The organism is Flavobacterium sp. I3-2, assembly GCF_013389595.1.
Lineage (GTDB): Bacteria > Bacteroidota > Bacteroidia > Flavobacteriales > Flavobacteriaceae > Flavobacterium.
Map to the genome: position 1 here is coordinate 674,885 of NZ_CP058306.1, position 24,311 is coordinate 699,195.

Consider the following 24,311-nt stretch of genomic DNA (forward strand, 5'->3'; position numbering starts at 1 on the left):
ATTAACTAATTTTCAGCAGCTCAACTTCTGCATTAGGTTTAAACAAATAAGTTTTTCCGGTTTTTACTTCCATACATTCAAAAAGTTTTACACGTAAATGACCTTTCTTAAAAACTCTTCCAGACGGAATTCTAAAAAAACATCCCAAAGGTAAGTCATTTATAAAATAGTTTTCGTTAGGAGCATCATAACGTTTTAAAGCCATCGAAAGCATCGCATCGGTGTCACTACTTGCTGTAGGATTTCGGAAATGTTTAGCGATTAAAGGTAAAACTTCATTCGGAAAAATATTCGGATTTATAAACGGAATCATCAATAATTGAAACGAATGTTTCCATTCTATTCCGTGCGGTTTGATGTTTCGACCGTATTTTTTAAAAGCTACTAAATGAGCAATTTCGTGTATTAAGGTAATTAAAAAACGGTATTTATTTAAATTTGAATTTACTGTAATCGCATGTGAACCATCGGGATTTTTACGATAATCTCCATGACGAGTTACGCGTTCATTAACCACTTTTAAATGAACTTGATTATTTTTTATCAATTCAAAAACTGGCACGACCGCATGTTCGGGTAAATATTTTTGTAAAACCGTTTGCAAATTTATGGTGTTGATGATGATACTTCTAAAACTTTTCCGTTGAAATATTTATTCCCGTTCAATGCAAAATCAGCAATATAATTTGCCATACCTTCCGGATTAATTGGTGCTTGATAACCAGGAAAAGCTTCTTGTAACATTTCAGTTTGCACGGCTCCTAAAGCCAAAACATTAAAAGCTACACCTTGCACTTTATATTCTTCGGCCAAGAGCTCAGAAAGCGTAATTACAGCTCCTTTACTTGAACTATAAGCTGCTAATCCAGGGAATTTTAAACTTCCTTGAATACCGCCCATACTACTAATAGTAACCACATGGCTTCCGTTTGGCATAAAAGGTAAAACGGTACGATTTAAAGCTGCTACGCCAAAAACATTAACTTTGTAAACGTATTCAAATTCTTCTGAAGAAATCTCTGCAAATGGTTTATTTACGATAGCCCCCGCATTGTGAATTAGAATATCAATTTTTTTGAAATTGATTTGAATTTCATTTTTTACTTTTTCTAAATCTGACGCTTTAGATAAGTCAGCAGAAATATAAGTTACATTTGATAATAAACTTAATTCATCTGCAATTTTTCTTGAAACTGCTAAAATACGATTTCCTTCGTGTGCTAATTTTTTAACCAATTCCAATCCAATACCTCGGCTAGTCCCGGTTATCAATATATTTTTCATTCTTCGTTTAATTTTATTTCTTGCGATGTTGCATTAACCATCTTGGTAACAATTGGTAATAATTTATTTGACAATTCGGTCATGTGCTTGGTATCCATAACTTCAAATTCATCCTTTACATGATGATAATATTTAAAATTATCAAAATCGAACGTACAAATGGTTTGCGAAGGTACGTTAAACTCCGTGTAAAATGGAAAATTGTCAGACGCCATAAACAAACGATATTGGAATTCTTGAGGTAAATATCCTACGAAATTACTTCCTGCATATTCGTTCATTTTCTGAGCCATATTCGATTTCTTAAAACCAGTAATAAAAACTTCGTAATCTTTATTCATCGGAACTCCTAACATTTCGAAATTCAACATCAAATACAAATTAAAGTTCTCTTTTTTTAATTTTTCAGCTAATGAATAAGCGCCAAGTAAACCTTTTTCTTCGGCAGAGAAATAAACAACCAAAATACTACGTTTGTTCGATTTAGTTTCTGCAAAGTATTTAGCAACTTCAGATACCATCGTAGTTCCAGAAGCATTATCGTTTGCACCATTTGCAATATCATCTCCATCAACAGCAGCGATTCTACCAATATGGTCGTAATGTGCACCAAGAATAACAAATTCGTTTTTTAATTCTGAGTCATTTCCTTCAATCAAACCAACTACATTATAGGCTACAGGTTTAAAGTTTGATAAGGTATCAAAGTAGGTTTTAAAATAAGGCTTTATTCCAACTTCTTTAAACTGATTTTCCAGATAATTAGCAGCTAATTCAATTCCTTTTGAGCCAGAATCACGTCCTTCTAATTCGTCTGAAGTTAAATATTTTAAAGTTTTGATTATATTTTCTTCTTTAATTTGATACGTTTGATTAGTTTGCGCAAACGAACTCAATCCAACTAAAGCAAGTAAAAACACTAAAGATATATTTTTCATAATTGCATGATTTGAAAACAAAAATACAAAAAAAAGCCCGTCTTGAAGTAACAAAACGGGCTTTTGAGATTTATTCAAAAATATTGACTAAGCCAGCATGGTAACTGGATTTTCAATAAAATGTTTCAATGTTTGTAAGAATTCTGCCCCTGTAGCACCATCAACCGTTCTGTGGTCGCAAGCTAAAGTAACTTTCATTGTATTACCTACAACAATTTGTCCGTTTTTAACTACTGGTTTTTCGATAATAGCACCAACAGATAAAATAGCAGAATTTGGTTGGTTGATGATTGAAGTAAACTCTTCAATTCCGAACATCCCTAAGTTAGAAACCGTAAATGTTGAACCTTCCATTTCTTTAGGTTGTAATTTTTTATTACGTGCTTTTCCTGCTAAATCTTTAATTGATGTACCAATTTGAGATAAACTCAACAAATCTGTATGATTAACCACAGGAACTACTAATCCGTCTTCAACAGCAACTGCAACACCAACATTCACATGATGATTAATAATTGTAGCTTCTTCAGTCCAAGATGAATTTACTTGTGGATGTTTTTTCAATGCCATTGCACATGCTTTCACAACCATATCATTGAAAGACACTTTCGTTTCTGGCAACGAATTAATTAACTTACGAGATTCCATAGCGTTATCCATGTTAATTTCGATAGTTAAATAATAATGCGGCGCTGTGAATTTAGATTCAGCTAAACGACGCGCAATTGTTTTACGCATTTGAGAGTTCTTGATTGCTTCAGCGTTCATTTCTCCAGCAGGAACAAATGTTTGAACCGTAGCTTTTGGAGCAGAAACAGTTGTAGCAACTGCTGCTTGTGGTGTAAAGTTTTCCACATCGCTTTTTACGATACGTCCGTTTTCACCAGAACCCGCAACTTTAGAAATATCAATTCCTTTATCTTGTGCAATTTTTTTAGCCAAAGGCGAAGCTAAAACTCTACCGTTTGCATTAGAAACAACTTGAGTTGTAACTTCTTTAACTTCAGATTTAATTTCTTGTTTTGGAGCTTCGACAGTTTTAGAAACTTCAGGAGCTTTTCCGCCGTTAGCAACAATAGCAGAAACATCAGTTCCTTCTGGACCTAAAATTGCTAAAACACTATCAACTGGTGCTGTTTGTCCTTCTTGAATTCCGATATACAACAAAGTTCCTTCGTTAAACGACTCGAACTCCATAGTAGCTTTATCCGTTTCAATTTCAGCAAGAATATCACCTTCAGAAATTTTATCTCCAACTTTTTTCAACCAAGTTGCAACTGTTCCTTCCGTCATCGTATCACTTAAACGAGGCATAGTTACTACTTTTACACCAGCAGGTATTTCAGTAGTTTTAGCTTCTGCTTTTACTTCTTGAACTGGAGCAGAAGTTTCCACATTTTTTTCAGCAACCGGAGCAGAAGCACCATTTAATAAAGCTGAAATATCTTCACCTTCATTACCAATAATAGCCAATACGCTATCAACTGGAGCTGTTTCACCTTCGTGGATTCCAATATGTAATAAAACACCGTTATGAAATGATTCAAATTCCATCGTCGCTTTATCCGTTTCAATTTCTGCTAAAATATCTCCTTCAGAAATTTTATCTCCAACTTTTTTAAGCCAAGTTGCAACGGTACCTTCAGTCATGGTATCGCTTAAACGTGGCATTGTAATAATTTCTGCCATTTTTTATAATTTATGAGGTATAAATGGATAATTTTCTTGGTCGTAAACCACATCGTACATAACATTTAATTCTGGATATGGAGAATCTTCTGCAAAACGCTCACATTCCGAAACTAAATCTTTCACACGTTGGTCAATAACTTCAATCTCTTCGTCAGTTGCCCAGTTATTTTCTTTGATTACATCTAATACTTGTGTAATCGGGTCGATTTTTTTGTATTCTTCAACCTCTTCTTTTGTACGATAATGTTGCGCGTCAGACATTGAATGCCCGCGGTAACGGTACGTTTTCATTTCTAAGAAAGTTGGTCCTTCTCCACGACGTGCTCTTTCCATTGCATCGAACATCGCTTCAGCAACTTTCACAGGATTCATCGCATCAACAGCAAATGAAGGCATTTCGTATCCTAGACCTAATTTCCAAACATCAGAATGATTCGCTGTTCTTTCTACAGAAGTTCCCATTGCGTACCCGTTATTTTCACAGATAAAAACAACTGGTAATTTCCATAACATCGCCATATTAAAAGCTTCGTGTAATGAACCTTGACGAGCAGCTCCATCTCCAAAATAAGTTAATGAAACTCCGCCTGTACCTTTATATTGTTCTGCGAAAGCCATTCCAGCTCCAACAGGAATTTGTGCACCTACAATTCCGTGACCACCGTAAAAACCATGTTCTTTAGAAAAGATATGCATAGAACCTCCTAAACCTTGAGAAGTTCCGGTTGCTTTACCTAAAAGTTCAGCCATTACACGTCTAGGATCAACTCCCATTCCGATTGGTTGCACGTGATTACGGTAAGCTGTAATCATTTTATCTTTAGACAAGTCCATTGCATGTAATGCACCAGCAAGGATCGCTTCTTGTCCATTATATAAGTGTAAAAATCCTCTTACTTTTTGTTGAATATATAAAGCAGCAAGTTTATCTTCAAACTTTCTCCAAAATTGCATGTCTTCATACCATTTTAGATATACTTCTTTTGTAATTTCTTTCATAAAATATGCTTTATAGTTAAGCTAGGCTAAATTCATTAATAGTGTAAACGCAAAAATAAGACTTAGAATGTAGAATATAAAATATTTAAACCAATTTTTATCAGATAAACAATTTATTAACTCTAAATTCAAAACTAATCAAGTATTCTAAAAGTTTTGGATATTTAAACCAACAAAAAAAACACTAATTTGTTTTAGTTTTATAATTTTCATTAACTTTCAAAAATACGTAATTAAAAAACAAAAAAGCTGATCAATTAAAAAATATTATTTTAGGGATAAATAAAAAAACCTCTCCATTTCTGAAGAGGTTTTGAAGTGCGGGTAAAAGGACTCGAACCTTCACACCTTGCGGCACCAGATCCTAAGTCTGGCGTGTCTACCAATTTCACCATACCCGCTTATGGCTTAGAAACATTGACTTCACAAAAGCTACCGTTGTTTCTTTAAGACGTTGCAAATATACGAATGGTTTTTTATCCTGCAAGAAAAAATATTATTTTTTTTATAATTATATTTGTAAAACTTAACCTTTCATACAAAATCAAACCATGGAACACATTAAGAATTACATCGACAAAAACAAGGAACGTTTTATAAATGAACTAATTGACCTTTTAAAAATTCCATCTGTTAGTGCAGACAGTGCGTTTTCTCAAGATGTTTTAAACACTGCAGAAAAAGTAAAATATTTTTTAGAAAAAGCAGGATGTGATAAAGTTGAAATTTGCGAAACACCAGGATACCCGATTGTTTATGGCGAAAAAATCTTTGATTCTTCATTACCTACAGTTTTAGTTTACGGACATTACGACGTTCAACCAGCAGATCCAATCGAATTATGGGATTCACCTCCGTTTGAACCAATCATTAAAACCACTTCTATTCATCCAGAAGGAGCTATTTTTGCTCGCGGAGCTTGTGATGACAAAGGTCAGATGTTTATGCATGTTAAAGCTTTAGAATTAATGATGCAAACAAATACACTTCCTTGCAATGTAAAATTCATGATTGAAGGTGAAGAAGAAGTAGGCTCTGCATCTTTAGCTTGGTTTGTAGAAAGAAATCAAGAAAAACTTAAAAACGATGTAATCTTAATTTCTGACACAGGAATGATTTCAAATACACAACCTTCTATTACCACTGGTTTAAGAGGATTGAGTTATGTTGAAGTAGAAGTTACTGGTCCAAACAGAGATTTACATTCAGGTTTATATGGCGGTGCTGTTGCCAATCCAATTAACATTTTATCTAAAATGATTGCACAGCTACATGATGAAAACAATCACATTACCATTCCTGGATTCTATGATAAAGTTGAAGAACTTTCTCGTGAAGAAAGAGACGAAATGGGAAAACGTCCATTCTCATTAGAAGATTATAAAAATGCTTTAGACATTGAAGATATTTATGGTGAAACAGGTTATACTACAAACGAAAGAAATTCTATACGTCCTACTTTAGATGTAAATGGAATTTGGGGTGGATACACTGGCGAAGGTGCAAAAACAGTTATCGCTTCAAAGGCTTATGCTAAAATTTCGATGCGTTTAGTTCCAAATCAAGATTGGGAAGAAATCACAACTTTATTTAAAAACTATTTCGAAAGTATTGCGCCAAAATCTGTAAAAGTTAAAGTAACCCCACATCATGGCGGTCAAGGATATGTAACACCAATCGATTCTATTGGATATCAAGCTGCTTCTAAAGCTTATACCGATACTTTTGGAGTTACTCCAATTCCAGTTCGTTCAGGAGGCTCTATTCCAATTGTAGCTTTATTTGAAAAAGAATTAAAATCAAAAACAATCATGATGGGATTCGGATTAGACTCTGATGCGATTCATTCACCAAACGAACATTTTGGCGTATTTAATTACTTAAAAGGAATCGAAACCATTCCTTTGTTTTTTAAATATTTTACAGAATTATCTAAATAACAAAAAAAACGATGAAAATATTTTTCATCGTTTTTTTATCTCCAATCGCAAAATAAAAAGAGCCAGGATTTACATCCCGGCTTTTTCATTATTACTTTTTAATTACTTTAATAAATTGTGTTTTTGTATCCGTTTTTAACTGGATCATGTAAGTTCCAGAAGCCAAACCAGATAAATCAATTTGAATATTTTGTTCATTAGTATTTAGAGCTTTAACTCGTTTTCCTAATAAATCGAAAACTTCGACCGATCTAATAGATTCAACATAATTGATATTTAAAACATCATTTACTGGGTTTGGATAATATTTCAATCCTTCTTTATCAAATTCATCGTTAGATAAATAAACTTGGACAGTTACTGCAAATGGATAACTTGGACATCCATTAGAACCAATAATTACCGCATAATAAGCAGTTCCATTTACCAAAGGCGTATAAGATGGTAGTGCGTTTACTCCATTTTGAGAATCATTGATACTAGCATACCATACAACATTCGATTGATTAAGTACCAAATTAGCAATTGTTGAACCTTCAACATAAGATTGAGAAGCTACACCAGTTGGCGGATTTGGAACTGCACCAATATTAACTTGAACCATCGCTCTAGCAGAAACACAACCATATTGAACTCTTTCAACATAATATGTACCTTGAACCAAAGGTGTTGTTTGTGCTAATTCAAAATCACTAGATGGAGATAAATACCATTTATATGATGTTTCAGCAGGTGTCGAAATGTATAAATCTGAAATCGTACCACCTCCACAAACTGTGAATGCTGAAATTTGAGGAGCCGAAATCGAAATCACTCTTACAGCAACCGCTCTTTTCTCAGATGAACATCCATTCATAGTTTGAGCTACATAATATGTTCCGTTTGATAATTGAGTTGAAGGCGACAATGCATTAGTTGATGTTGCAGAAGAATACCAAAGTATTTGTGCACCTGCAGTTCCTTGAGCTATTAAATTAGCAACTGTTCCACTTCCACAGAAGTTTTGAGCGCCCGCAATTGGTTTATTCAATGACTCATTTTGAGTTATTTGGAAAGGAACTCTCTGAGATTCACAAGTACCGAAACTTTGAGTTACATAATAAGTTCCAGTAACAACTGGTACATTATTTCCAATTGGAGTTGTTGCAGTTTGCGAAACATACCATTTTACAGTTGTACCGGTTTGATTATTAATTGATAAATTTCCGAAAGTATAACTTCCGCACAAACTGATTGTTTGAGAAACAAGATTTGGAGGAGTTGTATTAATAACAACTGGCACCATTACTCTATGAGAAGTTGTAACTCCATCAGTTTGAACAACATAATAATTACCAGTTACTAGTGGCGTATTTAAAGGTAAAGGTGTCGTACTAGTTTCAGTTGCATACCAAATAACAGTTGCACCAGAAACTGAAGTAACCGGAATATCTCCAATAGTACCACTATCACAGAAGTTTTGACCTGAAGGCACTACTGGCATTGCAATTCGCTGTAAAACTGTAACATCAACAATCAAATATGCATCACTTTGACAGTTTATCGTTTGCGTAACATAGTAAACTCCACTTGACTGAAGCACTGTTGAAGCTGGAACTTCAGTAGTCAATGTTGGATCTAAATAGTATCTAAGATTTACTCCATTAATTACAAGTTGAGCCAAAGTATCATCTGAAACCAATGTTTGCGCACCATCTCCAGTAGGTTCTGGTGTATCACAGAATACATAAGTAGTTGTTACTGTACTCCAATCACTATATAAATCACCACATTTTTTTCTTACATAGAAATCATAAGTTGTACCAGGAGTTAAATTTTCTAATGTATAAGGTTTTGTAACATTAAGAATCGTTGTACCTGTTCCTTGAGTAAAACCAGTTACACCATATTCTAATTCAAATCCTGAATTTCCTTGTCCATCCCAATCTAACACTACGTACTCATATCCAATATCCAAGAAATTAACATTTGTTGGTTGGATACATGGGAATGTAATATTTACTAATAAATCTACTGTTACTCCCCAAGAACCCGAATAACATGAATTAGGTATAGCTTGACCTGAATCAGCAGTTCCAATTCTCATTCTATAAGCTCCAGTTAGATAACCTAAATCATCTGGAATAGTAAAAGAAACATCTAATGTTGTTGGATTATCATTTAAAGATTCTCCTTGATAAATCAATTCTACATTATTTTCAAAAACTCCGTTATTATTTAAATCAACCCAAATATTAGTATTATATGTAAAACCAGTATTAAAAGTGATAGAAGCTGGAACTACTTCTCCTGCATTAAAAGTTATAACTTGATTTGTAAAATCTTCATATGTAACATCATTAGGAGAATCCATACTTACTCCTGCGATAGTCACATTTCCAATACCTGTTCCATCATTTGAAGTAGGAATAGAAGTACAATATCCCATCTCAAAAGTATATGGTCCTACCCAAGCAGTACTTTCATTTCCACAAATTCTTCTTACATAAAACGAATAGGTTTCGTCTGCAATAAGACTCGAAATCATTGTAGAAGTATTTGTTGCATTAACTACAGTTCCTGCACCTTGAACAAATGGAGCAACTCCCCACTCTACTTCAAAATTATTAGGAATATTAGCTGGTCCATCCCATCTTAAATTAGCTGTTAAACTACTTAAATTCTTTTCAACGCTTAAATTCACTGGTTCAGGACAAGCAGGATTTGGTTCATAAGAAATATCATCAATATAAATCGTTACGTATGTACTTTGCTGGCCATGTTTAAATGCAAAATAATCATTCGTTCCTTCTGGTAAATACACGACAAAATATGGTGTTGCATTTACATTATATGTTGTTGGCAATGCAAATGTTTGCAAAGGAGTAAAAGTTGAAGCATCTAAAGGATTAGACATTGTTCCAAATATTAATGTTTGTCCAGAAGTACCTGATCTCGCATTAAATTTTACTCTATAACCACCATTTCCTAAATTTTGTGTTTCAGGAGAAATTAAAATATACGGATTTATTAAATCTCCATTATCATACATCTGGAATGACTTAGGTGAAGCCAACGCAGTTGTCCCCACATATCCATATCCTATACCTCCATCATAAAAAGACCAACAATCAGGAAGTGTTAAATTTGTTGACGAGCCAGTTGCAACACCAGAGAAATTTTCAGAGAATGCTCCAACAAAAGGATCACAAGTTGTTTTAAATTTATATCTTCCAACCCAAGTAGATTCACCTGAAGAACAAGTCTTTCTAATAAAATATTCATAGGTTGTATTTGCTGTCAAATTATTGATAGTAGTTCCTGAAACCCCAACATTAAGAACAGTACCTGAACCTTGTGTAAATCCAGCAACTCCCCATTCAATTTGATAATTATCAGAAGCGTTACCTGCCCATGTCAAAACTACATTGGTTTGAGTAACTGACTGTACACTTGGAACCGCAGGTAATCCGCATGGTCCGATATAAAAGTTATCCAATGCTACATAAGCATCTCCTGACGCCAAAGTATAAATAATTCTTACTTTAACATTTTGTCCTATGTATGAATTCAATGGATATTCAAAAGTTTGCCAACCTAAATCATTCTGAACTGGAATTGTAGATATATTTGTAAATGTATTTCCATAATCAGTAGATATCAAAACTTCCATTTCACCCGCACTAGGAACATCTACATAATAATTTCTAAATCCATAATTAAAAGATAATATATCACCAGCTACAATTGCGCCAATATTCATTGTGGTAGTAGTTGATGTAGCACCTTCACCAACTAAATTACGATAATAATAATATGTAAAACCACCCGGCATAATTGTAGCAGAGTTCGTTAACGTCTGATTACTTATCATTGCTGCCGGAACAGTTGATGTATTAAAAGGTTCGAACCAAGGTCTAGGAAGCAACAATTCTGTTAAAAAATTATTTGCATTTCCCCAAACAGGAGTATACCCAGTACAATTAGATTTCAAATACAAAGTATAATTTGTATTACCAAGTAAACTATTAAATGTTTTTGTATTTACTCCAGCAGCTACTGTACCACTTTCTACCAAACCTGTCGTACCACTTCCTGCTGCTCCTGATGTTCTCAACTCATATAAATACCCTAAATTCGCAGAAGGGTTAATAGTCCAAGTTGCAACTGCACTATTATGTGTTTTGGTAATTACAACATTCTGAGGTGTAGCACAAGGCGTCAATGTTCCTGTAAATTGAATTTGCGCCAATGTATTACCTCTAGATTTATAAACAGTTGAAGATGGATCCGTAAGATCTATTTCATCATCATCTTGATATCCATAAAGACCTCTATAACTAGACGAAGGAGATCCTACATATGCAGCGAATTCAGGAGAAGTACTCCATCCTAATGTATTTTCAACAACTGCAACTAAAATATTATCTGTTCCATTGTAAACAAATGGTGTTGCTAAATTTACTGTAATCCAAGTATCATCTCCATCAAAAGTTATTAACCCAGAATATACCTGAGTCAAATCTGCAAAAGGAACATAATCTGTTGAAGAACTAAAAGTAGTTTTCGTTGTATGACTTAAATAAACGGTCCAGTTATTCCAGTCTTCATAATTACTAACACCGGTTTTAATCTTCCATTTTATTTGGGTAATCGGACCTGCTATACCATCTGCAGCGGCATACTCACTTGCCAAAACAATTTGCTGACTATAGCTATAATCATACAAACCATAAATTGGGAAATAGGTAGAAGTAGTAGTTCCACTTGCACCTACATGAATTTGCGCATTTAATGATATTGATCCAAATAATACCATTACGAAAAGTAACTTATGAAAAAGCCATCGGTTGAGCCCTTTTTCATAACCTCTTCTTAATTTGTTTAAAGTAATTTCATTCATAAATTAATTGTTAGTTAGTAAAAAAAAAACAAAGTTTTAAAATTAGTTAAATATATATTTTTTAAAATTAATCAAAAAAATAACAAAAGCAACAGATATATACACAATTTAAAAGTAATTATTTTAAATAAAAAATCACAATAACAAAAAATCACAAAGAATAACCACAATACATCAAAATTGACATTTCATATTTTTTTAGCACTTCATAATTTTGTCAAAATAATTAATAAAAAAATCCAGAGAGAAAATTTCCCTCTGGATTAAAACCAATTTTAATTTAGTAAAATTTATTTTTTGATAATTTTCAAGAACTGTGATTTATTTTCAGTTTTCAATTGAATCATGTAAGTTCCGCTTGCTAAATCTGATAAATCAATTTTAACTTCTTTATCATCTGTTGATTGAGCTTTAACTCGCTTACCTAATAAATCAAATACTTCTATCTGTAAAATACGATCTGAATATGATATTGTTAACAAATCCTCTACTGGGTTTGGATAATATTTCAAATCTTCTTTTACGAATTTATCATCTGATAAATAAACATCTACTGTTAACGCAAATGGTAAACTTGGACATCCGTTCGTTCCGATTATTACACCGTAGTAAGTTGTTCCGTTTACTAAAGGCATTCCTTGAACTAATGGATTTACTCCATTTCTTGCATTTTGTTCTGAAATATACCAAACCACATTTGGTTGATTCATTACGATATCATTTATCGTAGAACCTTGAATAAATGTTTGAGGACTTATTCCAGTTGGCGCATCTGGAACAGAATTTATGTTTACTGTTACAGCCGTTCTTGCTGATTCACATCCGAATTGTGTACGTGAAACAAAATATGTTCCTGAAGCTAATGCTGTATCAGCATTTAATTGTGTCGAACTTGATGGTGAATTAAACCATTTGTAAACAACTCCTGTTGGTGTTGGCAATACCAAATCTGAAACTTTTGCACTTCCACAGAAATTAAATGTATCTACATTTGGCCCTGCTACTGAAACTACAAAAACAGAAATTGGAACTCTAGCTGAAAAACATCCGTTTCTTGTTTGAGCCGCATAATATGTTCCTGTTGCTAAAGCTGCACTTGGCGATAATGGGTTTAATGCTACTGATGAATTATACCAAACTATCGTTGATCCAACTGAACCTTGAGCTACTAAATCTGCTACAGTTGCTGAACCACAGAAAGTTTGAGAAACTGCCGTTGGGTTACTTAAAGCATCTGTTTGTGTTATAGTAATCATTACACGTGCCGACTCACATCCTCCTACTGTTTGTGAAACATAATATGTTCCTCCTACAACATTTGTCGATGACCCTAGAGGTGTTGTCGAAGTTGATGTTTCATACCAATTTAAAGTAGCTCCTGATATTTGACCAATAGATACTTGTCCAAAATTATAGTTTCCACATAACTGTACATTTGCATTACTTGGTGCTGGTGGCACAGTTCCTACTGTAACTTGAACGGTAGTTTTATCTGACCAACAAGCTCCATTAAATTGAGCTACATAATATGTTCCTGTTGAAACATTCTGAGTTGAAGCAATTGGCGTAGTTGAAGTCATAGAGGAGAACCATCCGATTGTTCCGCCTGAAGCTGCATTAGCTGCTAAATCTGAAATCAATGTTGATCCACAATATAACTGAGTTGCTGGTGCAACTGGAGCTGGTAAAACTGCTTGAACAGTTACTGAAACTGCAACTCGAGATGACTCACATCCTCCAATTGTTTGAGAAACATAATATGTACCTGTTGCTACTGACAATGTCATTGGTAAAACTGCAGTTGATGTTGCTGTTTCATACCATTTCAATGTAGCATTTGACGCTTGTCCAAAATTAATTTCGCTTAAAGGACGTGTTCCACAGAAGTTTTGTGCTGTTACTGCTGGCGCACTAGGCACAGGTACAACTGAAACCGTCACTGAAGCTCTTGGAGACCAACAATGTCCATTATACTGAGAAACATAATAAACTCCTGAGGTTAATTCTGTTGTAGATGTCAATTCTGTTGTAGATGTTTCACTACCAAACCATCCAATGGTATTTCCTGTTAAAGCCGTAACTTCTAAATCACTAACTGTAGCGATACCACAGAAGTTCTGATTTGCTGGAGCAACTGGAGCTACATTTACGCCGTTTAGTTCAATTTCTACAGCAACTCGAGATGAAGAACATCCATTAAGCTCTTGAACTACATAGTAAGTTCCTGTAGCAGCTATTGAAGTAATTTCTGTTGTTGAAGTTTCTGAAGCATACCATTTCAATGTTGCTCCAGTAGTTAAGCCTGTTACAATTACATCAGAAACTTCTACTTCATCACAGAATGATTGATCTGCAGCAACTGGTGTATCAACAAAAACATTTGTGATTGCTACTGTTTGAGTTACTGAACAATCAGCTGCACTAATTACTGTTACTTCATAATCTGTTTCAGCCATAGCTACAGCAGATTTAAAATAAACTATAGCAGCATCTGAACCTGCAACATAAGGTACAGTAGCAGCAGCATCGGTATATAAATTAGTAGCTGGGGTCCAAATTGCTGTTGTAAGTGGAGCTTCTTTAATATTTACATTATCGATGAACCAACCTGCATAGCTAGTTGAACTATCAGAAGTTACTTTAAATCTAATTTTTACATTTGAAAGATCTCCATTTGTTGGAAAATTAAAACGAGCTGGTTTCCACAAAGCGTTCGTCGGGTCACTAGATGAAGAAGTTATAGCCGCTTTCCAATCAGCATAAGATCTCGTTGAAAAACGTTGTCCAATTGCATCAGTTGAACCTATAGCTTCAGCTGTTCCAACATAATCTGCTGGCTTAAAAACAACCCAAGTTGTTCCTCCATCTAAACTATATTCAACGTATCCATAATCATATGAATAATCTCCCGAACCTTCCAATGCTGCAATATGATCAAAAGATAAATATGGTGTTGCAAAACTAGACAGATCAAGTGAATTTGTAAGCGTAACATATCCAGAAGCACTAGAAGCATGTGTAATTTGTAAAGATCTTGCTCCAACACTTGCAACTAGGGTCGTGGTATTTGTAGAAACACCTCCTGTAGCACTTGTAACAAAACCTTGAACTTGAGATGACTCAAACGAATTAAAATAATTAGACGGCCAAACTGTATTATCACCAACTTTTAGCTGCAATACTGTTCCTGCACAAACTTGATGTTCTTCTCCTAAATCCAACATTAAAGGAAGTGGGTTTACTTTAACATCAACTATAAGCGCATTAGAACACAAGGATCCTGTGCTTTGAGATGCTGTCAATGTATAAACTGTACTTTCTGTAGGATTAAATACCCAACCAGTTGTCGCATTCCCTGTAACTCCTGTTGTTGGAGACCAAACAAATGAACTATAATCTGCAGCACCTGCTGTAACTGTTACTGTTGACGTTTGTCCTTCGCAAATTTCAACACTATTTGTAGACAATGTTAAAACTGGAGCTGGTGTAACAGTAGCAACTACTTCTGTTCGTGGTGAAGAACATATCGCAACCCCATTAAAAAATGTATTTGCTCTACTCGAACTTGTTGTAGTTCCTCCAGAAGTTGTACCAGAATCATTTGGCACGCCTCCTGTTAATGTTCCTAAAAGCTGAGCAACTGTTCTATTATCTACATATGTATATGTAGTTTTACTAGCTGGAGATGTTGAATGATAAGCAACAGAACCAGATTCAGAATTATTACCTCCATTATTATTACTCCAATTTACTTGAACCACAATATTACTTGTTCCGTCCCAAACAAATGGTGTAGTAAACACATATGGATTTACTCCTAAATTCATTGGTTGTGCAGCATTAGAATACACTAAATTTAAACCAGAAATATGTGTTGAAGTAGCTGTATTTTGAGTAGTAGTTCCTATATAAATAGTAAAACCTAATCTATTAACAGAACTAGCTGTTTTAACATCAAAAGCAACAGAATTTATTGGACCAGCCATTAAACCCGCATTCAACAACTCCTCAGCAGTGTAAATATATTGATGCTTGTACCCTCCATAATTATAGTAAAGTGGTGACTCTCCAGCAGCTGTTGAATTTGAAGTTCCATTTCCTACTTTAACAACTGAATTAGGCGTTGCTACACCAGCTTGAACAAAATAGCTAGTCGTTGTATCAACATTTGGAGTAACAAAATTTGCACCTGTAAACAATGGCAAACCACCTGTTGAAGAACTATACCAAGAAACAATTGGGTTGTTTAAATAATTAGCAGACAAGTTCACTGTTCCAAATCCGCATCTTGAACCTGGAGTAGTTGAAACCAAATCTGGATAATCACAAAGTGTTGTAAATGTCTTAACTTCTGACCAAGCGCCATTCTGACCAGAAAGACAGTTTGTTCGCACATAAACTGTATATCCAGTCTCTGGAAGCAATCCAGTCACATTTTTAGTATTAAAATCAGAAGTAACAGTACCCGTCTGAATAGCTCCAGGTGTACCAGGCTCACCTGTTGTTCTAATCTCATATTCATATCCAACAGTCGGCGCAGGAGTAGAAACATTCCAAGAAATTGTAGCTGAATTTTTAGCTACATTTGTAATTGTAACTCCAAAAACATCTGAACATGCTGGTAATTTCTCAATGACAATATCAGCAAGATGGAAGTAATAATCGTTAGTATCATCCACTGGACCATCGACTGCCTTAAATCCAATTCGAACATTTTGACCGATATATGAGGAAGGTATCAATACTTCTTGTGGAACTAAACTAGTTCCAAATTGCGCAGCATTACTGGCGTCAATTGTGTACAACGGAGTCCAAATATTTCCACAAGCATCTGTAGAAATCATCACTTGTATTTTATCATCTGTATTAACCATCCCCCCGTTACTCGCAACAGTTGTTGAAGTGGCAGCAGTCATAGCAGCCTTGAAAGTTACTCTCGAAGCTTCATTTAAATTAACAGGAGGTGAAATAATCCATTCCTTTCTTGAAGTAGTATAAAGATTAATTCTAGCGGTTGTAACTCCATTAACTGAACTATTTGTCCATGCTGAAGTTGTTGTTGTAAAAGATCCGTCACCAGCTCGTTCATCCCAACCAGGTGAAACTGTTGATAAATTTGAACCCGTAAAGCCCGTTAAAGTAATTGCCTCAGGCATGTTTACAACAGTTGTACTCAATGTAGTTGCGGTTGTCATTTGAGAACCACTTAATGCTACACCATAATTATAACTATATGGTGCCGCTGAACCACAACGTACATATTCATAAACACGCACATAATATGTTTTAGAACAGTTTAATTGTGTTACAGAAACCGACGTCCCTGTTCCGTCATAAATAATTTGCTGTCCAGAACCTGAATAGGCTGTTGCTGCAACTAAAGCAGCATCATTTCCATCAACTGGATTAACAAAAGTATTAGTATCATTAATTACAACAACTCTACGATTTCCTCCACCATTAATCCATCCTATATTCATAGAAAAATCTGTAACATTAGAAAAAGTTAATGATGTTGCTGACAAAGGAGCTCCTGCACCAGTAATCTCACAAACAGTAGAATAGGCTACACCTGCCCCATTAGCACAAGTTGTTTTTAATCTATAATATTTAGTCGTTCCATTATATGCTGGCGGCGTATAACTTAATGTAATGCCTGCTGTTGCACCTGCAACATCAGTCCAAGTAGCATTATCTGTTGACTCTTGCCATTTATAAGAAATACCTGATAAACCTGGATTTACAAGACCAACAGAAATTGTTGTAGGAGTTGCACCTGAACACAAGTTTTGTCTGGCAACTGAAACTAAACCACCATTTGGAACACCTGCACAAGGAAGTGGAGGAGTAAAAACATAGGTCAATCCATCTACAAAACCAGTTACCCCATTAAACTTACATATTGAACTCGAAGTAACTCCTGTAATTGATGTATTTGCATTCACCCATGAATCACCTGAACCTAAAATTAGATATTGATAATCACTTGTACTATTTTTTATACCAATTTGCGGATAATAATCTGTTGAAACATCATAAGGTGGATTACCATTATATATAAATTTTATTACGCCTGTTGTATTATTCATTCTAATTTGGAAACTAAATGATTCTGTTTTTCCAAATCTTCTAAAATTTCTCCATTCAACTACACTTTCATTTCCAACAACCTGAAATCTTATATCTGAAATCCCAGTAGCTCCAACATTTAAATCTGCACCGAATGGGGATAATACTTTGTTATCGGCAAAACTAGTACTAATAGCCTTATACTCATATGCAGAAAGAGTTCCTGTAGACCCAAAAACCATTTGACCATTTGAAGTTACCCTTACACTTGTATAAGTAACCCCTGCAAATTCAAATGCAGGAATTGTAACTGCTGCAGAAGTTTTTGAATCTTGTCCTGGATCACCGTTAACAGCTGCTATCGGATCACCTGAAGATGTCTGAAAAACAATTCCTCCTGTTAACGGAACATAAGTCCCATTTTCAATTGTAAATTGATAAAGACTAGACTGAGCATTGACTCTTAACATTGAGAGTAACAATACCAAAAATAATAAGTAAATTTTTCTCATTAAAAAAATAATTTTTTAGGTTAATTAATAATTATAGTAATTAACAAAAATAGATTTTTTTTTTACATATCAAAAAAAAATCATTAAAAAACACTTTTCTTATTAAAATACATCAAAATTGACATTTCATATTTTTTTAGCACTTCATAATTTTGTCAAAATAATTAATAAAAAAATCCAGAGAGAAAATTTCCCTCTGGATTAAAACCAATTTTAATTTAGTAAAATTTATTTTTTGATAATTTTCAAGAACTGTGATTTATTTTCAGTTTTCAATTGAATCATGTAAGTTCCGCTTGCTAAATCTGATAAATCAATTTTAACTTCTTTATCATCTGTTGATTGAGCTTTAACTCGCTTACCTAATAAATCAAATACTTCTATCTGTAAAATACGATCTGAATATGATATTGTTAACAAATCCTCTACTGGGTTTGGATAATATTTCAAATCTTCTTTTACGAATTTATCATCTGATAAATAAACATCTACTGTTAACGCAAATGGTAAACTTGGACATCCGTTCGTTCCGATTATTACACCGTAGTAAGTTGTTCCGTTTACTAAAGGCATTCCTTGAACTAATGGATTTACTCCATTTCTTGCATTTTGTTCTGAAATATACCAAACCACATTTGGTTGATTCATTACGATATCATTTATCGTAGAACCTTGAATAAATGTTTGAGGACTTATTCCAGTTGGCGCATCTGGAACAGAATTTATGTTTACTGTTACAGCCGTTCTTGCTGATTCACATCCGAATTGTGTACGTGAAACAAAATATGTTCCTGAAGCTAATGCTGTATCAGCATTTAATTGTGTCGAACTTGATGGTGAATTAAACCATTTGTAAACAACTCCTGTTGGTGTTGGCAATACCAAATCTGAAACTTTTGCACTTCCACAGAAATTAAATGTATCTACATTTGGCCCTGCTACTGAAACTACAAAAACAGAAATTGGAACTCTAGCTGAAAAACATCCGTTTCTTGTTTGAGCCGCATAATATGTTCCTGTTGCTAAAGCTGCACTTGGCGATAATGGGTTTAATGCTACTGATGAATTATACCAAACTATCGTTGATCCAACTGAACCTTGAGCTACTAAATCTGCTACAGTTGCTGAACCACAGAAAGTTTGAGAAACTGCCGTTGGGTTACTTAAAGCATCTGTTTGTGTTATAGTAATCATTACACGTGCCGACTCACATCCTCCTACTGTTTGTGAAACATAATATGTTCCTCCTACAACATTTGTCGATGACCCTAGAGGTGTTGTCGAAGTTGATGTTTCATACCAATTTAAAGTAGCTCCTGATATTTGACCAATAGATACTTGTCCAAAATTATAGTTTCCACATAACTGTACATTTGCATTACTTGGTGCTGGTGGCACAGTTCCTACTGTAACTTGAACGGTAGTTTTATCTGACCAACAAGCTCCATTAAATTGAGCTACATAATATGTTCCTGTTGAAACATTCTGAGTTGAAGCAATTGGCGTAGTTGAAGTCATAGAGGAGAACCATCCGATTGTTCCGCCTGAAGCTGCATTAGCTGCTAAATCTGAAATCAATGTTGATCCACAATATAACTGAGTTGCTGGTGCAACTGGAGCTGGTAAAACTGCTTGAACAGTTACTGAAACTGCAACTCGAGATGACTCACATCCTCCAATTGTTTGAGAAACATAATATGTACCTGTTGCTACTGACAATGTCATTGGTAAAACTGCAGTTGATGTTGCTGTTTCATACCATTTCAATGTAGCATTTGACGCTTGTCCAAAATTAATTTCGCTTAAAGGACGTGTTCCACAGAAGTTTTGTGCTGTTACTGCTGGCGCACTAGGCACAGGTACAACTGAAACCGTCACTGAAGCTCTTGGAGACCAACAATGTCCATTATACTGAGAAACATAATAAACTCCTGAGGTTAATTCTGTTGTAGATGTCAATTCTGTTGTAGATGTTTCACTACCAAACCATCCAATGGTATTTCCTGTTAAAGCCGTAACTTCTAAATCACTAACTGTAGCGATACCACAGAAGTTCTGATTTGCTGGAGCAACTGGAGCTACATTTACGCCGTTTAGTTCAATTTCTACAGCAACTCGAGATGAAGAACATCCATTAAGCTCTTGAACTACATAGTAAGTTCCTGTAGCAGCTATTGAAGTAATTTCTGTTGTTGAAGTTTCTGAAGCATACCATTTCAATGTTGCTCCAGTAGTTAAGCCTGTTACAATTACATCAGAAACTTCTACTTCATCACAGAATGATTGATCTGCAGCAACTGGTGTATCAACAAAAACATTTGTGATTGCTACTGTTTGAGTTACTGAACAATCAGCTGCACTAATTACTGTTACTTCATAATCTGTTTCAGCCATAGCTACAGCAGATTTAAAATAAACTATAGCAGCATCTGAACCTGCAACATAAGGTACAGTAGCAGCAGCATCGGTATATAAATTAGTAGCTGGGGTCCAAATTGCTGTTGTAAGTGGAGCTTCTTTAATATTTACATTATCGATGAACCAACCTGCATAGCTAGTTGAACTATCAGAAGTTACTTTAAATCTAATTTTTACATTTGAAAGATCTCCATTTGTTGGAAAATTAAAACGAGCTGGTTTCCACAAAGCGTTCGTCGGGTCACTAGATGAAGAAGTTATAGCCGCTTTCCAATCAGCATAAGATCTCGTTGAAAAACGTTGTCCAATTGCATCAGTTGAACCTATAGCTTCAGCTGTTCCAACATAATCTGCTGGCTTAAAAACAACCCAAGTTGTTCCTCCATCTAAACTATATTCAACGTATCCATAATCATATGAATAATCTCCCGAACCTTCCAATGCTGCAATATGATCAAAAGATAAATATGGTGTTGCAAAACTAGACAGATCAAGTGAATTTGTAAGCGTAACATATCCAGAAGCACTAGAAGCATGTGTAATTTGTAAAGATCTTGCTCCAACACTTGCAACTAGGGTCGTGGTATTTGTAGAAACACCTCCTGTAGCACTTGTAACAAAACCTTGAACTTGAGATGACTCAAACGAATTAAAATAATTAGACGGCCAAACTGTATTATCACCAACTTTTAGCTGCAATACTGTTCCTGCACAAACTTGATGTTCTTCTCCTAAATCCAACATTAAAGGAAGTGGGTTTACTTTAACATCAACTATAAGCGCATTAGAACACAAGGATCCTGTGCTTTGAGATGCTGTCAATGTATAAACTGTACTTTCTGTAGGATTAAATACCCAACCAGTTGTCGCATTCCCTGTAACTCCTGTTGTTGGAGACCAAACAAATGAACTATAATCTGCAGCACCTGCTGTAACTGTTACTGTTGACGTTTGTCCTTCGCAAATTTCAACACTATTTGTAGACAATGTTAAAACTGGAGCTGGTGTAACAGTAGCAACTACTGCTGTACCTGTAGTATTAACACAAACTGTATTTGCATTGAATATAAACTGAGGTCTATTTAAATAACTCTCTAAATTCGATGAAGTGTTTGCACAAACTGTTTCTGCAGAAGTAGAAGAAGTAACATGAGCCTTTACTGTAGCTTTATATGGAGTCTCTACAGACTTTATAGTTCTACTCATAGTAGCTGACGAAGCTGAATTTCCGTGGCAAAACTCAATTATGATATTTGATTTACCATCCCAAACAAATGGAGTTGTAAACACAAAAGTATTAACACCAGCAGTTGGTAAATAAGAAGCTGACGTATAAACACTTGTCATTACTGCATTTGTATCAAAAGTTTCTAATGCAGAACGTGTTGTTGTACCAACCTTAATCGACAAGTTAATCATTGGTAAAGTACCAATACTTGTAACATCTAAGGCGATTGAATTAATTGCTCCTGGACCAACACCATAATTTAATAATTCTCTTGCCGTAATTAAATGCTGTGTATGATTATTGCTCCAAGCACTATAAAACGGATTAGAATAAGTATTTGAAGTTAAGTCACCAGCACCTGCATTAATTAACGAAGGAGTTGTACTTACATTTCCACCTGTTGCATAATAAGTAGTAGTAGCTGACAATTGAGGTGTCGTAAAATCTTCTGTAATTGCTAAAACATTTCCGCTTACTGCATTATCAAACCAAAAAACATGCGATGAATTAAAATCAGCAGATAAATTTACAGTCCCTATACCACATCTGGTTACCGGTGGCGCCGAAACTAAATCAGGATAATCACAAAGTGTTGTAAACGTAATTCCTGAAGACCATAAACCAAATTGAGATACACTACAAACCGCTCTTAAATAAACTGTATACTGCGAAGATGGCAATAGATTACCAAGGTTATGGAATGATTCACTTGAAGAAACCGCTCCTGTAAATATAGCTCCAGGTGTTCCTGGATCTCCAGAGGCTCTGACTTCATATTCATATCCGATTCCTGGTAATAGATTTGGTACATTCCAAGAAAGTTTGGCGGTATTTTTAGTTACATTTGACACCTGCAAACCTGTAATATCTGGACAAGTTGGTAGTGGTTCAACAACAAAATTATCTATATAAAATTTAAAATCAGTAGATGTACTAGTGCTTTTTGCAAAAAAAGCGAATTTAACAACTCCTGAATATGCACTTAAATCAATAGTTTCAGGGTTTACTAAATTATAAGGTATATTTGAATCGTTATAAACCTTTAGAATATTTGTAGTTGACCAAGTTTGCCCATTATCTGTTGAAATCAAAACTGTCACTGATTTATCAGCTCCCATACTAGTAACACTTGAAGAACCTGAATAGGGAATAACTGACACATCATACTTAAGCCTAAAATTAGGACCTGAAACTAAGCCTAAATCTATTGAAGGAGAAATCATCCATTCTTTATCATCACCATACAAATTTATATATAAAGCTTTCCCATTAGGATTTGAACTTGAACTATTATAATCTCCCGAAGTCCAACTACTAGTAGTTCCTGTTAAAGCATCACCTATATTAGCACCAACTCTCTCTTGCCAACATGGTAAACTAGTTGTAGAAATTGACCCCGTGTAAGTACTAAATGTTTCTACAGCAGTTGGCGCAATTTCGTTATCGCATGTTGTTCTAAAAGCTACTTTAGAACTCCAAAAACTTAAATCTCCTGAGCCACAATTTGATCTTACATAAACATTATAATTAGTTAATTCAGATAAATTAGAAATATTTGCAGTCAAAACGCCTGACAAAGTAGTTCCCGAAGCAATCAAACCAGAACCAACAGTTCCAGGATTTTCATCTGTTCTTACTTCATAAATATAGCCATCAGAAGGGATACTTGTAGGAGCTGTCCAACTTATAGTAGCAGAGTTTGAATTTACACCCGAAACTAAAATATCAGTTGGTCTAAAACATGTAGGAGTGACTCCTTGAGTAACATTTACGTTATCAAAATAAATATAATAATCTCCATCACCATCCGACAAATCTTCTGATACAAATCTCATATACGTATCCCCTGAAGAAGGAACAAAAGTTGCAGTAACCGTACTACAGGTTGTCGAAGCTGTATGATTTGAACTATTTATTTCATAAAAATCATTCCATGGACCAGTAGTTGCATTAGCCCATTGCATCTTAATCTTAAAATAAGATGCAGGTGTAGCTGTTGAAGCATAATTAATTACCTTATAAGATAAATTAACAGTAACCAAACCTTGATTTGAAGTACCTAAAGAAGGTGACCTAAAAATATTATCATAATAATAATCAAACCAATCAAAATAGAAATTAGTTCTAACAGATGCAGTACCTTCACAAGGTGCAGTTGTTGTTCTTCCCATACTAGCAGAACCAGAGTTTACCCAGTTACCTAAGCCAGTTGGCTCCCATCCATAAGAATAATTTATTTGTGCATTATGCACCCATGGGAGCAGAAGCATCAAAAAAAGTAAGTAAATTTTCTTCATAAGAAATAACTTTTTTAAGTTAATTAATAATTATAGTAACTAACAAAAATAG

9 protein-coding genes and 1 tRNA gene are annotated in these 24,311 nt (G+C 34.6%); 1 reads left to right on the forward strand and 9 read right to left on the reverse strand.

The genetic code is table 11. The features are described 5' to 3' along the window. Nucleotide 1: 1 nt before the first annotated feature. The 6 genes from HW119_RS03285 to HW119_RS03310 form a co-directional block, all read right to left on the reverse strand. Nucleotides 2-604, reverse strand: a complete 603-nt coding sequence (locus tag HW119_RS03285; protein ID WP_177761238.1) for an ImmA/IrrE family metallo-endopeptidase — start codon at nt 602-604, stop codon at nt 2-4. A gap of 2 nt (nt 605-606) precedes the next feature. Further along, a complete protein-coding gene (locus HW119_RS03290; RefSeq protein ID WP_177761239.1) occupies nt 607-1,284 on the reverse strand; it encodes an SDR family NAD(P)-dependent oxidoreductase in 678 nt (225 codons plus the stop codon). Further along, the gene (locus HW119_RS03295) at nt 1,281-2,222 is read right to left on the reverse strand and encodes a M28 family peptidase (protein WP_177761240.1); all 942 of its coding nucleotides are present in this window, start codon (nt 2,220-2,222) and stop codon (nt 1,281-1,283) included. The genes HW119_RS03290 and HW119_RS03295 overlap by 4 nt, the downstream gene beginning before the upstream one ends. An 87-nt stretch (nt 2,223-2,309) precedes the next feature. Beyond that, on the reverse strand, nt 2,310-3,911 hold the full coding sequence (locus tag HW119_RS03300) for a pyruvate dehydrogenase complex dihydrolipoamide acetyltransferase (RefSeq protein ID WP_177761241.1): 1,602 nt from the start codon (nt 3,909-3,911) through the stop codon (nt 2,310-2,312). A 3-nt stretch (nt 3,912-3,914) separates the two neighbouring features. Next, nucleotides 3,915-4,913 (reverse strand): pyruvate dehydrogenase (acetyl-transferring) E1 component subunit alpha, encoded by a 999-nt coding sequence (gene pdhA, locus HW119_RS03305; protein ID WP_177761242.1) that lies wholly within the window; start codon nt 4,911-4,913, stop codon nt 3,915-3,917. A 319-nt stretch (nt 4,914-5,232) separates the two neighbouring features. Further along, a tRNA-Leu gene (locus HW119_RS03310) sits at nt 5,233-5,314 on the reverse strand. 150 nt (nt 5,315-5,464) lie between these two features. On the opposite strand from HW119_RS03310, the gene HW119_RS03315 reads away from it, so the two are divergent. Then, complete coding sequence (locus tag HW119_RS03315; RefSeq protein WP_177761243.1) at nt 5,465-6,853, forward strand: dipeptidase; 1,389 nt, start codon at nt 5,465-5,467, stop codon at nt 6,851-6,853. 91 nt (nt 6,854-6,944) lie between these two features. On the opposite strand, the gene HW119_RS03320 is transcribed toward HW119_RS03315, so the two are convergent. The 3 genes from HW119_RS03320 to HW119_RS03330 all read right to left on the reverse strand — a co-directional run bounded on the left by HW119_RS03320 (nt 6,945) and on the right by HW119_RS03330 (nt 24,259). Continuing rightward, nucleotides 6,945-11,735, reverse strand: a complete 4,791-nt coding sequence (locus HW119_RS03320) for a fibronectin type III domain-containing protein (RefSeq protein WP_177761244.1) — start codon at nt 11,733-11,735, stop codon at nt 6,945-6,947. Nucleotides 11,736-12,025: 290 nt separating this feature from the next. Further along, a complete protein-coding gene (locus tag HW119_RS03325; protein WP_177761245.1) occupies nt 12,026-18,316 on the reverse strand; it encodes a T9SS type A sorting domain-containing protein in 6,291 nt (2,096 codons plus the stop codon). 228 nt (nt 18,317-18,544) lie between these two features. Continuing rightward, nucleotides 18,545-24,259: a T9SS type A sorting domain-containing protein gene (locus HW119_RS03330; RefSeq protein WP_177761246.1), complete on the reverse strand. Its 5,715-nt coding sequence runs from the start codon at nt 24,257-24,259 to the stop codon at nt 18,545-18,547. Nucleotides 24,260-24,311: the final 52 nt, after the last annotated feature.

Bases quoted from the DNA above. Each gene is read 5' to 3' on its own strand.
- HW119_RS03290 (WP_177761239.1), bottom strand. From the start codon at position 1,284: ATGAAAAATATATTGATAACCGGGACTAGCCGAGGTATTGGATTGGAA.
- HW119_RS03295 (WP_177761240.1), bottom strand. From the start codon at position 2,222: ATGAAAAATATATCTTTAGTGTTTTTACTTGCTTTAGTTGGATTGAGT.
- HW119_RS03300 (WP_177761241.1), bottom strand. From the start codon at position 3,911: ATGGCAGAAATTATTACAATGCCACGTTTAAGCGATACCATGACTGAA.
- pdhA (WP_177761242.1), bottom strand. From the start codon at position 4,913: ATGAAAGAAATTACAAAAGAAGTATATCTAAAATGGTATGAAGACATG.
- HW119_RS03315 (WP_177761243.1), top strand. From the start codon at position 5,465: ATGGAACACATTAAGAATTACATCGACAAAAACAAGGAACGTTTTATA.
- HW119_RS03320 (WP_177761244.1), bottom strand. From the start codon at position 11,735: ATGAATGAAATTACTTTAAACAAATTAAGAAGAGGTTATGAAAAAGGG.
- HW119_RS03325 (WP_177761245.1), bottom strand. From the start codon at position 18,316: ATGAGAAAAATTTACTTATTATTTTTGGTATTGTTACTCTCAATGTTA.
- HW119_RS03330 (WP_177761246.1), bottom strand. From the start codon at position 24,259: ATGAAGAAAATTTACTTACTTTTTTTGATGCTTCTGCTCCCATGGGTG.